Genomic DNA, 14,156 nt, shown 5'->3' with positions numbered 1-14,156 from the left:
CCGGCCATTCTCCGGCACGGCGGGCGTTGTCAGTGCCGCGTGGGATGCTTGACCGCGATGGCCAGGAAGACAGCTCACGACGATCCGCTCGCTCCCCTCACCCTCGCCGTGGGGCAGGAGGACCTGCTGCTCGACCGCGCCGTGCAGCAGGTGGTGGCGGCCGCCCGCGCCGCCGACGCGGACACGGACGTGCGCGACCTCACGCCCGACCAGCTCCAGCCCGGCACGCTCGCCGAGCTGACCAGCCCGTCGCTCTTCGCCGAGCGCAAGGTCGTCGTCGTGCGCAATGCGCAGGACCTGTCGGCCGACACGGTCAAGGACGTGAAGAGCTATCTCGCGGCGCCCGCCGAGGAGATCACCCTGGTGCTGCTGCACGCCGGCGGAGCCAAGGGCAAGGGCCTGCTCGACGCGGCGCGCAAGGTGGGGGCCCGGGAGGTCGCCTGCCCCAAGATGACGAAGCCGGCGGACCGGCTGGCGTTCGTGCGGAGCGAGTTCCGGGCGATCGGCCGCTCGGCGACCCCAGAGGCGTGCCAGGCCCTGGTCGACTCGATCGGCAGCGACCTGCGGGAGCTGGCGTCGGCCGTGACACAGCTCGGCGCGGACGTCGAGGGCACGATCGACGAGGCGGTCGTCGCCCGGTACTACACGGGCCGGGCGGAGGCATCCAGCTTCACCGTCGCCGACAGGGCCGTCGAGGGCCGGGCGGCGGAGGCGCTGGAGGCGCTGCGGTGGTCGTTGTCGACGGGGGTCGCACCCGTACTGATCACGAGCGCGCTCGCGCAGGGGGTCCGGGCCATCGGCAAGCTGTCGTCCGCGCGCGGTGGCCGGCCCGCGGATCTCGCCCGTGAGCTGGGGATGCCTCCGTGGAAGATCGACCGAGTGCGGCAGCAGATGCGGGGCTGGACGCCGGACGGCGTGGCCGTTGCGCTGAGGGCTGTCGCGGAGGCGGACGCCGGGGTCAAGGGGGGCGGGGATGATCCGGAGTATGCGTTGGAGAAGGCCGTTGTGGTGATCGCGCGGGCTGCGCGGTCTCGGGGACGCTAGCCCTTCGGGGGGCGGGGGCGGTCTCGGGGGCTTGGTGCGGGGCGCGTCGGTGCGGGTGCGGGTGCGGGTGCGTCGTGGCGTGCGCCCGGGGGAGTCGCCCCCGCCGCCCCTTCCCGTCCCGTCCCTGGGGGCTGCGCCCCCAGACCCCCGCTGTCGGCCTCGGCCTCGTCCTCAATCGCCGGACAGGCTTAAAGACCGGACAGGCTTAAAAGACGGGACAGGCTTAAAAGAAAAGAACCAACGCCGAGTGCCCCCGCTTCCTGTCGGAAGCGGGGGCACTCGGTTCAAGCTCAATTTGTGAGCCCACGCCCGCGTGGCGAACGCAGGTCGCGCGTGGGCTCGGGGGCCGGTCGGGAGCGGATGAGAGAGGGCCCGCTCTGGGTCCTTCCGGCGATCACATCAAAAGGAGGTTCAGCCCTTGAGGGTCGAGACCTTCGAAGCAAGCGCCGACTTCTTGTTGGCGGCCTGGTTCTTGTGGATGACGCCCTTCGAGACGGCCTTGTCGAGCTTGCGCGTGGCCTCACGGGTCAGCGCGGTGGCCTTCTCGACGTCACCCGCGGCGACGGCCTCGCGGGCACGGCGGATCGCGGTCTTGAGGGAGGACTTGACAGCCTTGTTGCGCTGACGAGCCTTCTCGTTGGTCTTGATCCGCTTGATCTGGGACTTGATGTTCGCCACGAAATGAGCCTTTTCAGGTTCAGGCACGCGAGCTCACGCCCACGCGCCGATGATTTCTCTTGAAGTGCCTCGTGCTGAGAGGGTATGAGACACAGCTGTCCACGGTACCAGCCGCGCTCCGAGCGGCCCAAACCGGGCGCAGTCCCGCGTCCGTGGGACCATGGAACCTACGTATCGATCCCAACCGAGGCCGACCTGAGGCATAAGGCGCCTCAAGAGACAGGACCCTGCGTGCCCGCGACCCCTAACAATGTGCCCGAGCCGAGCCGTACCGACCCGGCGCTGATCCGCAATTTCTGCATCATCGCGCACATCGACCACGGCAAGTCCACGCTCGCCGACCGGATGCTCCAGCTGACCGGTGTGGTCGAGCAGCGGCAGATGCGTGCTCAGTACCTCGACCGGATGGACATCGAGCGCGAGCGCGGCATCACGATCAAGTCCCAGGCGGTGCGACTGCCCTGGGCCCCGACCGAGGGGCCCGGCCAGGGCAGTACCCACATCCTCAACATGATCGACACCCCGGGACACGTGGACTTCACGTACGAGGTCTCGCGGTCCCTCGCGGCCTGTGAGGGTACGGTCCTGCTCGTCGACGCGGCCCAGGGCATCGAGGCGCAGACCCTTGCCAACCTCTACCTGGCGATGGAGAACGACCTCACCATCGTCCCGGTGCTCAACAAGATCGACCTGCCCGCCGCCCAGCCGGAGAAGTTCTCCGAGGAGCTGGCGAACCTCATCGGCTGCCAGCCGGAGGACGTTCTCAAGGTCTCCGCGAAGACCGGTGTCGGCGTGGACGCGCTCCTCGACCGGGTCGTCAAGGACGTCCCGGCCCCGGTCGGTGTGGCGGACGCCCCCGCCCGCGCGATGATCTTCGACTCGGTCTACGACTCGTACCGGGGTGTCGTCACCTACGTCCGTGTCGTCGACGGGCAGCTCAACAAGCGCGAGCGCATCAAGATGATGTCCACGGGCGCCACCCACGAGCTGCTCGAGATCGGTGTCTCCTCGCCGGAGATGACCCCGGCCGACGGCATCGGCGTCGGCGAGGTGGGCTACATCATCACCGGCGTGAAGGACGTCCGTCAGTCCAAGGTCGGTGACACGATCACCTCCCTGCACAACGGCGCCACCGTGGCCCTCGGCGGCTACAAGGACCCCAAGCCGATGGTGTTCTCGGGCCTCTATCCGCTGGACGGATCGGAGTACCCGGACCTCCGCGAGGCCCTCGACAAGCTCCAGCTCAACGACGCGGCGCTGGTCTACGAGCCGGAGACCTCCGCCGCCCTCGGCTTCGGCTTCCGTGTCGGCTTCCTCGGCCTGCTCCACCTGGACGTGATCCGCGAACGCCTGGAGCGCGAGTTCGGCCTCGACCTGATCGCCACCGCGCCCAACGTGGTCTACCGCGTAGTCATGGAGGACGGCAGCGAGCACACGGTCACCAACCCGAGCGAGTTCCCCGAGGGCAAGATCTCGGACGTGTACGAGCCGGTGGTCCGCGCCACGATCCTCGCCCCCAGCGAGTTCATCGGCGCGATCATGGAGCTCTGCCAGACCCGCCGCGGCACGCTCCTCGGCATGGACTACCTCTCCGAGGACCGCGTGGAGATCCGCTACACGCTGCCCCTCGCGGAGATCGTCTTCGACTTCTTCGACCAGCTGAAGTCCAAGACCAGGGGTTACGCCTCCCTCGACTACGAGCCCACCGGCGAGCAGTCCTCCTCCCTGGTCAAGGTCGACATCCTGCTGCACGGCGACAAGGTCGACGCCTTCTCCGCCGTCACCCACAAGGACGCGGCGTACGCGTACGGCGTGCGGCTCGTGGCGAAGCTGCGCGAGCTCATCCCGCGGCAGGCCTTCGAGGTGCCGATCCAGGCCGCGATCGGCTCCCGGGTCATCGCCCGCGAGACGATCCGCGCCATCCGCAAGGACGTCCTCGCGAAGTGCTACGGCGGTGACATCTCCCGTAAGCGCAAGCTGCTCGAGAAGCAGAAGGAGGGCAAGAAGCGCATGAAGATGGTCGGCTCCGTCGAGGTGCCGCAGGAAGCCTTCATCGCGGTGCTCTCCAGCGACGACAGCGCTACCAAGAAGAAGTAGCGGAAGTCGCCGGCAAGAAGAAGTAACAGAAGTAGTGGCAGAGGTATCGGCCCGTAGGTGGGCAGTGGATACGCAGTAGGCCGGCTGGGACAGCGGTCCGGGGTCCGTCGCGCGTCAGCGCGGCGGACCTCCTGTTTTCCCGGCATGGTTGTGCGGGCCTTTTGTGGGGGCCGTGTGTACAGGGGCTGTCGGGAAGAAGTGACAGGCGGCCTCCCCTTACGTACCGGGCGACTGCGCTCTACTCTGATCACTGCTCGGTAGTTACTCGCCAGTTAAACAACAGCCGCCAACAGCCAGCCGCGCCAAGTCTCGCCGCACTGTCGCGGGCCCCCGGAGGACGTCGTGAGCGACACACAGACCCTGATCGAGAACCGTCCGCCGTCCGTGGCGGCCCTCTTCCTCGAGCGCGTGGCGGCCACGCCCGACACCGAGGCCTACCGCTACCCGGTGCCGGCGGTTTCCGGCGAGGGCCCCGACGAATGGAAGTCGCTGAGCTGGGCGCAGGCCTCGACCCGCGTCTACGCCATCGCGGCCGGCCTCATCGAGCTCGGCGTCAAGGCGGAGGAGCGGGTCGCGCTCGCCTCCTCCACGCGGGTCGAGTGGATCCTCGCCGACCTCGGCATCCTGTGCGCCGGCGCGGCCACGACCACCGTGTACCCGCAGACCAACGCCGAGGAGTCGGCGTTCATCCTGTCGGACTCGGACAGCAAGGTCCTGATCGCCGAGGACGCGGCGCAGCTGGCCAAGGCCCGTGAGCGCCGGACCGACCTGCCCGACCTCGCCCATGTCGTCGTCATCGACGAGACCGGGGTCGAGCCGGACGCCGCGGACCCGGAGGGCTGGCTGCTCACGCTCGCCGACCTGGAGAAGCGGGGCGCCGCGTACCTGGAGAAGCACCCGGACCTGATCAAGGAGAAGGTCGGCGGGATCACGTCCGACCAGCTCGCGACGCTGATCTACACCTCCGGCACCACCGGCCGCCCCAAGGGCGTGCGCCTCCCGCAGGACAACTGGTCGTACATGGCGAAGGCCATCGCCGCGACCGGCCTGGTCGGCGCGGACGACGTGCAGTACCTGTGGCTGCCCCTCGCGCACGTCTTCGGCAAGGTCCTGACCTCCGGCCAGATCGAGGTCGGACACGTTACCGCCGTGGACGGCCGCGTGGACAAGATCATCGAGAACCTGCCGGTCGTGCAGCCGACGTACATGGCCGCCGTCCCGCGCATCTTCGAGAAGGTCTACAACGGCGTCGCGGCCAAGGCGCGCGCCGGTGGCCCCGCCAAGTACAAGATCTTCCAGTGGGCGGCCGAGGTCGCGCGCGAGTACGCGAAGGCCAGCCAGGACAACTTCCGCAGGACCGGGACGGCCAGCGTGCCGTTCTCGCTCGGCGCCAAGCACAAGGTCGCCGACGCGCTCGTCTACTCCAAGCTGCGGGACGCGTTCGGCGGCCGGCTGCGCGCCTGTGTCTCCGGCTCGGCGGCGCTCGCCCCCGAGATCGGCTACTTCTTCGCCGGCGCGGGCGTGCACATTCTCGAGGGCTACGGCCTCACGGAGTCCTCCGCCGCGTCCTTCGTCAACCCGGGCGAGGCGTACCGCACCGGCACGGTCGGCAAGCCGCTGCCCGGCACGGAGGTGCGGATCGCGGACGACGGCGAGATCCTGCTGCGCGGCCCCGGCATCATGCAGGGCTACCACGGGCTCGCCGAGAAGACCGCCGAGGTCCTGGAGTCCGACGGCTGGTTCCACACCGGTGACATCGGCGAGCTGTCGCCCGACGGCTACCTCAAGATCACCGACCGCAAGAAGGACCTGATCAAGACCTCGGGCGGCAAGTACATCGCGCCCGCCGAGGTCGAGGGCCAGTTCAAGGCCGTGTGCCCGTACGTCTCGAACATCCTGGTGCACGGCGCGGACCGGAACTTCTGCACCGCGCTCATCGCCCTCGACGAGCCGTCCATCCTGGACTGGGCCAAGGAGAACGGCCTGGGGGGCAAGTCGTACGCGGAAGTGGTCGCCGCGCCCGCCACGGTCGAACTCGTCGACGGCTACGTCAAGGAGCTCAACCAGGGCCTCCAGAAGTGGCAGACCATCAAGAAGTTCAAGCTCCTGCCGCGCGACCTCGACATCGAGCACGGCGAACTGACCCCGAGCCTGAAGCTGAAGCGCCCGGTCGTCGAGCGCGAGTACGGACACCTGATCGACGAGATGTACGCGGGCACGCGCGAGGCGTGACCTGAGGAGCGAGGAGCGCGTTTAGGGGGTGCCCCAGGCAGTGCCAGGGGCACCCCCTGTCACTGCCCGGGCTCTTGTGGCCTTAGCACTGCCCGGGCCTCTCGTGGCCCACTTCGGTAACTCCGTGCTGATGAGTGGGACCGGTCTGTCACGCTGGGCGTGTCACCTGAGGCGTCTTCGCCCGAACTGCTCAGGAGCCGCACCGTGGGGCCCATTCCGCTGCAACGGGAGACCACCACCTTCCACGCCACCGACGAGCCGCCCCGCCCCGCGGGAACACCGGCCGTCGCGCGCACCTCGCTGCCCGGAAACCCGCTGGCCCCCGCCGCCGCCCGCCGTTTCGTGCGGTCCGCGCTGGCCGGCTGGGCGGAGTTCGGCCTGCCCGGGGCGGGCGGCGCCGGCGACCGGCTCACCGACGACGCCGTGGTCGTCCTCAGCGAACTCGTCACCAACGCCGTCGTCCACGCGGGCACCAACGTCGAACTTCTGTGCCGCCTGGAGGGCGGCGCCCCCGAAGACCCGGACGACACGCGTGCACCCACGGCACCCGCCGCCGTGGTCATCGAGGTCTCCGACCACCACCCCGCCCGCGCCGTCCGCAGCGACCGTACGGAGAGCGGCCCCGACATCCCCGAGTGCGGGCGCGGACTCCGCCTCGTCGCCTCCCTCTCCGACGCCTGGGGCATCACGTACCAGCGCGGCACCAAGACCGTCTGGGCCCGTCTCCCCGTCGACGGGACCGAGCCGCGCGGCGACGACCCCGACACGTACCCGGCCGCGCGTGGCCGGCGGCGCGGGCTGCGCGCCGCCGGGGTACCGGCGCCCACGCCGCGCCCCCTCCCGCCCGACGAGGACTGGGTGAACCGGGGCGCCCTCGCCTTCCTCGCCGAGGCCTCCGATCTCCTCGCCGGGCAGCTCGACGAGGACCAGGTCGCCTCACTCGCCGGACAGATGCTGGTGCCGCGCCTCGCAGACTGGTGCGCCGTCTGGCTCGACGACGAGGACGGCAGGCCCGACAGGGGCGACGCGGACCGCGCGGGCCGCGGTACCGGCGCCCTCGCCACGTCCCGCCTCGCCCGCGTCTGGCACACCAGCGAGAACCGCGCGGAGGAGCTGCGCCAGATCCTCGAGAAGGACCCGCCGCAGCCGCCCGAGGCGGCGCGCAGCGCGGCCGTCCCCGTGGCGTGGCCCTTCGAGGACCTCGGCGGCGACGACCGGGCGGGCGCCGCGCTCGCGTACCGCCTCACCACGGGCGGCCGCGCCGTCGGCACCCTTCTCATCGGACGGGCGGGCCTCGGCCGCTTCCCTGACGAGGTCACCGGGCTCGTGGAGGACTTCGCCCGCCGCGTGGCCCTCGCGGTCAGTGCCGCCCGCCGCTACGCCCGCCAGGCCACCATCAGCCGCATCCTCCAGCGCGGCCTGCTGCCGTCCGCCGTCGCGCAGATCCCCGGCATCGAGTCCGAGCTCGTCTACGAGCCGCGGGACGCGGGCGGCCCCGGCGGCGACTTCTACGACGTGTTCCCCGCGGGCGAGGGCCGCTGGTGCTTCGCGCTCGGCGACGTCCAGGGAAAGGGCCCGGAGGCGGCCGTCGTCATCGGCCTCGCCCGGCCCTGGCTTCGGCTCCTCGCCCGCGAGGGCTACCAGGTCGCCGAGGTCCTCGACCGGCTCAACCGGCTCCTCCTCGACGACGCCACGGAGGCCGCCGACGCGGCGGCCCGCGCGCTCGCCGCGGCGGGCGGCCCGGGCGCCGCACCCGAGGGCGCCCCCCGCTTCCTCTCCCTCCTGTACGGGGAACTGGTCCCCACCGGCGACGGAACCCGCTGCACCCTGGCCTCCGCCGGCCACCCCCTGCCCCTGCTCCTCCGGCCCGGCGGCGAGGTGGTGGTGGCGGCCGCGCCGCAGATGCTGCTCGGCGTCGTCGAGGACCCGGACTACACGAGCGAGACGTTCGAGATGGCGCCCGGCGACACCCTGCTGTGTGTCACCGACGGCGTGACCGAACGCCGGGACGGACCTCGCCAGTTCGACGACGGCGAGGGCCTCGCCCAGGCCCTGAGCGGCTGCGACGGCCTGACAGCGCCTCTCCTGGCCGAGCGGATCAGGCGCCTCGTCCACGGGTTCTCCGAGAGCCCGCCCGACGACGACCTCGCGCTCCTCGTCCTCCAGGCCCGGTGAGCCACGCTCCAGGCCCGGGTGGGGCGTGCTCCAGGCCCGGGTGGGGCGTGCTCCAGGCCCGGGTGGGGCGTGCTCCGGGCTCGGTGGGGCGTGCTCCGGGCCCGGGTGGGGCGTGCTCCGGGCCCGGGTGAGCCGCGCCCGGCAGGGCGGCTTCCCGACTGCGGGACAATGGGTCCATGCCTTCCGCACTTCCCGACGGTGAGCCCGTCCCCGACGACGGTGCTCTGCCCGCCCATGCCCTGGCCGGGGCGGCCGAGCGGCCCCTCGGGTTCTATCTGCACGTCCCGTACTGCGCCACGCGCTGCGGCTACTGCGACTTCAACACGTACACGGCGACCGAGCTGCGCGGAACCGGCGGTGTGCTCGCCTCCCGGGACAACTACGCCGGGACGCTGGTCGAGGAGGTGCGCCTCGCGCGGAAGGTCCTCGGGGACGATCCGCGCCCGGTGCGGACCGTGTTCGTCGGCGGCGGTACGCCGACCCTGCTCCCCGCCGGTGACCTCGTACGGATGCTGGCCGCGATCCGTGACGAGTTCGGGCTCGCGCCCGACGCCGAGGTGACGACGGAGGCCAACCCGGAGTCCGTCGACCCCGCCTACCTGGAGACCCTGCGCGAAGGCGGCTTCAACCGCATCTCCTTCGGCATGCAGAGCGCCAAGCAGCACGTCCTGAAGATCCTCGACCGCACCCACACCCCCGGCCGGCCCGAGGCCTGTGTCGCCGAGGCGCGCGCGGCCGGCTTCGAGCACGTCAACCTCGACCTGATCTACGGCACCCCCGGCGAGAGCGACGACGACTGGCGCGCCTCGCTCGACGCCGCCATCGGCGCCGGGCCCGACCATGTGTCCGCGTACGCGCTGATCGTCGAGGAGGGCACGCAGCTCGCGCGCCGTATCCGCCGCGGCGAGGTCCCGATGACGGACGACGACGTCCACGCGGACCGGTACCTGATCGCGGACGAGACCCTCGGCGGGGCCGGGTTCGACTGGTACGAGGTGTCGAACTGGGCCACCACCGAGGCCGGGCGCTGCCTGCACAACGAGCTGTACTGGCGCGGCGCCGACTGGTGGGGCGCGGGCCCCGGCGCCCACAGTCACGTCGGCGGTGTCCGCTGGTGGAACGTGAAGCACCCGGGCGCCTACGCGGCCGCGCTGGCCGGCGGGAAGTCGCCGGGGGCGGGCCGCGAGCTCCTCTCGGACGAGGACCGGCGGGTCGAGCGGATCCTGCTCGAACTGCGGCTCCTGGAGGGCTGCCCGCTGTCGCTCCTGAAGCCGGCGGGCCGCGCCGCCGCCGACCGGGCCCTCACCGACGGACTCCTGGAGAGCGGCCCGTACGCGGACGGGCGCGCCGTCCTCACCCTGCGAGGCCGCCTCCTCGCCGACGCGGTCGTCCGCAACCTCGTCGACTGACCCCACCACACCGCCGCGGGCCCGAGAGGCCTACGGCGACGTCGACCTCGCCGTCCCGAGAGGTCTCCGGCGGTGCCGGCCTCGTCGGCCGAGCCGCACGCCGTCCTCGGCCCGATGGGCCCGTACCGGAGCGTCGGCCTGGTCGACCCGGGCCTCGTGTCGCTGCCGGGCCGGGGGCCTGCGGTGGTGTGGGTCTCGTCGGCCGGGCACGCACGCCGTCTTCGGCCGGATGGGCTCCTGCCGGAGCGTCGACGTGGTCGACCGGGCGTCGTGTCGCGGCCGGACGGGGGGCCTGCGGTGGTGTCGGCCTCGTCTACCGGGCCGCAGGCCGTCCTCGGGTCGACGGGCTCCTGCCGGAGCGTCGGCCTGGTCGGCCGGGCCTCTGCCGGAGCGTCGGCCTGGTCGACCCGGGCCGGGTGTCGTCGGTGGAGCGGGGGGCCTCCGGCGGTGCCGGCCTCGTCGGCCGAGCCGCACGCCGTCCTCGGCCGGACGGGCCCCTGCCGCAGCGTCGACCTGGTCGACCGAGCGGCCTCGTGTCGCCGCCCGCCCGGCAGGGTCTACGGCAGTGTCACGAAGTCGATCAACTCCTCGACCCTGCCCAGGAGCTCGGGTTCCAGGTCGCGGTAGCTGTGGACGCGGGACAGGATGTGCTGCCAGGCGGCGCCGGTGTTCTCCGGCCAGCCGAGGGCCCGGCACACGCCCGTCTTCCAGTCCTGGCCGCGCGGGACCGACGGCCAGGACTGGATGCCCACGGAGGACGGCTTCACGGCCTCCCACACGTCGATGTACGGGTGGCCGACGACCAGCGCGTGGTCGCCGGTGACCTGGGCCGCGATGCGGGATTCCTTCGAGCCGGGGACCAGGTGGTCGACGAGGACCCCGAGGCGCGCGTCCGGCCCCGGGGCGAACTCGGCGACGATCGCGGGGAGATCGTCGATGCCCTCCAGGTACTCCACGACGACGCCCTCGATGCGCAGGTCGTCCCCCCAGACCCGTTCCACCAGCTCCGCGTCGTGCCGGCCCTCCACATAGATCCGGCCGGCCCGCGCGACCCGCGCCCTCGCCCCCGGCACCGCGACGGACCCGGAGGCGGTCCGCGTGGGACGTCCGGGACCGGCGGCCGCCGGGCGTACGAGGGTGACGGCCCGGCCGTCGATCAGGAAACCGCGCGGGCCCATCGGGAACACCCGGTGCTTGCCGAAGCGGTCCTCCAGGGTCACCGTCGGGCCCTGGGCCGTCTTCTCGCAGCGGACGACCGCCCCGCAGAAACCGGTCGTGACCTCCTCGACCACGAGGTCCACGTCCGCGGCCACCTCGGGGGCGGCCTGCTGCTTCTTCCAGGGGGGCGTGAAGTCGGGGGAGTACTGGCGCATCTGGCAGACGATAGGAAGGCCGAACGGCCGTGCGGTTACGACACGCCGAAGCGGGCGGCCAGTGTGGCGCGCTGGGCCCGGACAAACTCCGCATTCACCACGGCTCCGTGCCCGGGCACGTACACGGCGTCGTCACCGCCGAGTTCGAGGAGCCGGTCGAGGGCGGCCGGCCAGCGGCCCGGCACCGCGTCGCTCCCCGCCTGCGGCTCACCCGACTCCTCCACCAGATCACCGCAGAACACGATCTCGGGCGCACCCGGCACGAGGACCGCCAGGTCGTGCCCGGTGTGCCCCGGGCCCACGTTCGCCAGCAGCACCTGAACGCCGCCGCCCAGGTCGAGCGTCCACTCCCCGGACACGCGGTGGTGCGGCACGACCAGGATGTCCGCCGCCTCCGCCGCCTCACCGGGCGGCACCCCGTGCGCGACCGCGTCGGCGCGCAGCCCGTCCCGGCCCCGCCTGAACACCGTGTCGATCCCCGCCGCGCCGTACACCTCGACCCCCGCGAACGCCGCCGTGCCCAGCACATGGTCGAAATGGGGGTGTGTCAGCGCGATATGCGTCACGCGCGTGTGCGGATCCAGTGGAGTCAGCAGGTGCCGGGTGGCCGCCCGCAGCGCCGCACCCTCACGAAGTGATGAACCCGTGTCGACGAGCAGCGCCGCGCCCTCGCCCACCACGAGGCCCGTCGTGCAGTCCCAGCCGGGCAGCCGGACCCGTCCCACCCGAGCGGACAGCTCCTCCCACCCCACCGCATTCCAGTCCAGGTCGTCCATGGGTCCGACGCTAGCGCCCTTGCCGGGCCAGTACCCACCGGCCGTACACTGACCCGGAGACCATTGGCACTCCACCGCACCGAGTGCCAGCCGCGGACGACACATCTGGAGGTGCGCGCGACATGCTCAGTGAACGCAGGCTCGAAGTGCTGCGCGCCATCGTCCAGGACTACGTGGGGACCGAGGAGCCGGTCGGCTCCAAGGCGCTCACGGAGCGGCACAGCCTCGGCGTCTCACCGGCGACGGTGCGCAACGACATGGCGGCGCTGGAGGAGGAGGGCTTCATCGCCCAGCCCCACACCAGCGCCGGGCGCATCCCGACCGACAAGGGCTACCGCCTCTTCGTGGACAAGCTCACGGCGGTCAAGCCGATGTCGGGGCCCGAGCGCCGCGCCATCCACAACTTCCTCGACGGTGCCGTCGACCTCGACGACGTCGTCGGCCGGACCGTGCGGCTGCTCGCGCAGCTGACCCGGCAGGTCGCCGTGGTGCAGTACCCCTCCCTGACGCGCTCCACCGTGCGCCATGTGGAACTGCTCTCGCTCGCCGCCGCCCGCCTGATGCTCGTACTGATCACGGACACGGGGCGGGTCGAGCAGCGGATGATCGACTGCCCGGCGCCGTTCGGGGAGACCTCGCTCGCCGATCTGCGGGCGCGGCTCAACAGCAGGGTCGCGGGACGCCGTTTCGCGGATGTGCCGCAGCTCGTGCAGGATCTGCCGGAGTCCTTCGACGCGGAGGACCGCGGCACGGTCTCGACGGTGCTCTCCACCCTCCTGGAGACGCTCGTCGAGGAGACCGAGGAACGGCTGATGATCGGCGGCACCGCCAATCTCACCCGCTTCGGACATGACTTTCCCCTCACCATCCGGCCCGTCCTCGAAGCGCTCGAGGAGCAGGTCGTGCTCCTCAAGCTCCTTGGTGAGGTCAATGATTCGGGCATGGCCGTACGGATCGGTCATGAGAACGCCCATGAGGGACTCAACTCCACGTCCGTGGTGTCGGTCGGCTACGGTTCGGGCGGCGAGGCAGTAGCCAAGCTCGGCGTCGTCGGACCGACACGCATGGATTACCCGGGAACGATGGGAGCAGTACGCGCAGTGGCACGTTACGTCGGACAGATCCTGGCGGAGTCGTAAGTGGCCACGGACTACTACGCCGTACTCGGCGTGCGCCGCGACGCCTCCCAGGACGAGATCAAGAAGGCCTTCCGAAGGCTGGCCCGTGAGCTTCACCCGGACGTGAATCCGGACCCGAAGACTCAGGAGCGGTTCAAGGAGATCAACGCCGCCTACGAGGTGTTGTCGGACCCGCAGAAGAAGCAGGTCTACGACCTCGGGGGCGACCCCCTCTCGCAGTCGGGCGGAGGCGGGGCCGGCGGCTTCGGCGCCGGTGGCTTCGGGAACTTCTCCGACATCATGGACGCGTTCTTCGGGACGGCGTCCCAGCGTGGTCCCCGGTCGCGCACGCGCCGCGGCCAGGACGCCATGATCCGGCTCGAGATCGAGCTGGACGAGGCCGCGTTCGGGACCACCAAGGACATCCAGGTCGACACGGCCATCGTGTGTACGACCTGCAGTGGCGAGGGCGCCGCCCCCGGCACGTCCGCGCAGACCTGTGACATGTGCCGCGGCCGCGGCGAGGTGTCCCAGGTCACGCGGTCCTTCCTCGGCCAGGTCATGACCTCGCGGCCGTGCCCGCAGTGCCAGGGGTTCGGCACGGTTGTGCCGACGCCTTGCCCGGAGTGCGCGGGTGACGGCCGGATCAGGTCCCGCCGGACCCTGACCGTGAAGATCCCGGCCGGTGTCGACAACGGCACGCGGATCCAGCTCGCGGGCGAGGGCGAGGTCGGCCCCGGCGGCGGTCCCGCCGGTGACCTGTACGTCGAGATCCACGAGCTGCCGCACCCCGTCTTCCAGCGGCGCGGCGACGATCTGCACTGCACCGTCACCATTCCGATGACGGCGGCGGCGCTCGGCACGAAGGTGCCGCTGGAGACGCTCGACGGGCTCGAGGAGATCGACATCCGGCCGGGCACGCAGTCCGGTCAGTCGGTCCCGCTGCACGGGCGTGGCATCACGCATCTGCGCGGCGGCGGGCGCGGGGATCTCATCGTGCACGTCGAGGTGCTTACGCCGACGAAGCTGGACGCCGAGCAGGAGCGGGTGCTGCGGGAGCTGTCGAAGCTGCGGGGTGAGGAGCGGCCCACCGGGCAGTTCCAGCCGGGGCAGCAGGGGTTGTTCTCGCGGCTCAAGGATGCGTTCAACGGCCGTTAGGCCTTAGTGGGCACCGCCTCTGAATGCCGTGACCCGGCACGGGGGCTGTGCCCACCCGTTCCGCCCAGCGGAAGGCCTGCCCACAGCGGCGGCGGG

10 protein-coding genes are annotated in these 14,156 nt (G+C 71.6%); 7 read left to right on the top strand and 3 right to left on the bottom strand.

The genetic code is table 11. The annotated features are described in order from the left end of the window. Positions 1–57 precede the first annotated feature (57 nt). Positions 58–1,044, top strand: coding sequence for a DNA polymerase III subunit delta (holA, locus tag EOT10_RS29940; RefSeq protein WP_127831496.1), 987 nt, complete (start codon positions 58–60; stop codon positions 1,042–1,044). A gap of 411 nt (positions 1,045–1,455) precedes the next feature. On the opposite strand, the gene rpsT is transcribed toward holA, so the two are convergent. After that, positions 1,456–1,722: a 30S ribosomal protein S20 gene (gene rpsT / locus EOT10_RS29930; protein ID WP_127831494.1), complete on the bottom strand. Its 267-nt coding sequence runs from the start codon at positions 1,720–1,722 to the stop codon at positions 1,456–1,458. Between the two features lie 231 nt (positions 1,723–1,953). Between rpsT and lepA the strand changes: the two genes are divergently transcribed. From lepA to hemW, 4 genes are all read left to right on the top strand, one after another. Beyond that, positions 1,954–3,819, top strand: coding sequence for a translation elongation factor 4 (gene lepA, locus EOT10_RS29920; protein WP_127831493.1), 1,866 nt, complete (start codon positions 1,954–1,956; stop codon positions 3,817–3,819). A 342-nt stretch (positions 3,820–4,161) separates the two neighbouring features. Further along, positions 4,162–6,051: an AMP-dependent synthetase/ligase gene (locus tag EOT10_RS29915; protein ID WP_127831492.1), complete on the top strand. Its 1,890-nt coding sequence runs from the start codon at positions 4,162–4,164 to the stop codon at positions 6,049–6,051. A 204-nt stretch (positions 6,052–6,255) separates the two neighbouring features. Next, positions 6,256–8,226, top strand: coding sequence for a SpoIIE family protein phosphatase (locus EOT10_RS29910; RefSeq protein ID WP_127831491.1), 1,971 nt, complete (start codon positions 6,256–6,258; stop codon positions 8,224–8,226). Between the two features lie 176 nt (positions 8,227–8,402). Next, positions 8,403–9,635 (top strand): radical SAM family heme chaperone HemW, encoded by a 1,233-nt coding sequence (gene hemW, locus EOT10_RS29905; protein WP_127831490.1) that lies wholly within the window; start codon positions 8,403–8,405, stop codon positions 9,633–9,635. A gap of 557 nt (positions 9,636–10,192) precedes the next feature. Here hemW and EOT10_RS29900 read toward each other — a convergent pair. Together EOT10_RS29900 and EOT10_RS29895 are read right to left on the bottom strand one after the other, a co-directional pair. Next, on the bottom strand, positions 10,193–11,008 hold the full coding sequence (locus EOT10_RS29900; protein ID WP_127831489.1) for a DUF3097 domain-containing protein: 816 nt from the start codon (positions 11,006–11,008) through the stop codon (positions 10,193–10,195). A gap of 35 nt (positions 11,009–11,043) precedes the next feature. Then, positions 11,044–11,784: an MBL fold metallo-hydrolase gene (locus tag EOT10_RS29895; protein ID WP_127831488.1), complete on the bottom strand. Its 741-nt coding sequence runs from the start codon at positions 11,782–11,784 to the stop codon at positions 11,044–11,046. Positions 11,785–11,906: 122 nt separating this feature from the next. Here EOT10_RS29895 and hrcA point away from each other — a divergent pair, with 122 nt between their 5' ends. Both hrcA and dnaJ read left to right on the top strand, forming a co-directional pair. Next, a complete protein-coding gene (gene hrcA, locus EOT10_RS29890; protein ID WP_127831487.1) occupies positions 11,907–12,923 on the top strand; it encodes a heat-inducible transcriptional repressor HrcA in 1,017 nt (338 codons plus the stop codon). After that, positions 12,924–14,060, top strand: coding sequence for a molecular chaperone DnaJ (gene dnaJ, locus EOT10_RS29885; protein WP_127831486.1), 1,137 nt, complete (start codon positions 12,924–12,926; stop codon positions 14,058–14,060). Positions 14,061–14,156: the final 96 nt, after the last annotated feature.

It is taken from the genome of Streptomyces antnestii (genome assembly GCF_004005495.1).
Classification (GTDB): Bacteria; Actinomycetota; Actinomycetes; order Streptomycetales; family Streptomycetaceae; genus Streptomyces; species Streptomyces antnestii.
The sequence above is the reverse complement of the archived record's forward strand: the minus strand, read 5'-3'. Positions and strand labels throughout refer to the sequence as shown.

What these genes read in the sequence shown, in the direction of transcription:
- EOT10_RS29900 (WP_127831489.1), bottom strand. Translation starts at nt 11,008, where the DNA reads ATGCGCCAGTACTCCCCCGACTTCACGCCCCCCTGGAAGAAGCAGCAG.
- holA (WP_127831496.1), top strand. Translation starts at nt 58, where the DNA reads ATGGCCAGGAAGACAGCTCACGACGATCCGCTCGCTCCCCTCACCCTC.
- EOT10_RS29895 (WP_127831488.1), bottom strand. Translation starts at nt 11,784, where the DNA reads ATGGACGACCTGGACTGGAATGCGGTGGGGTGGGAGGAGCTGTCCGCT.
- hemW (WP_127831490.1), top strand. Translation starts at nt 8,403, where the DNA reads ATGCCTTCCGCACTTCCCGACGGTGAGCCCGTCCCCGACGACGGTGCT.
- hrcA (WP_127831487.1), top strand. Translation starts at nt 11,907, where the DNA reads ATGCTCAGTGAACGCAGGCTCGAAGTGCTGCGCGCCATCGTCCAGGAC.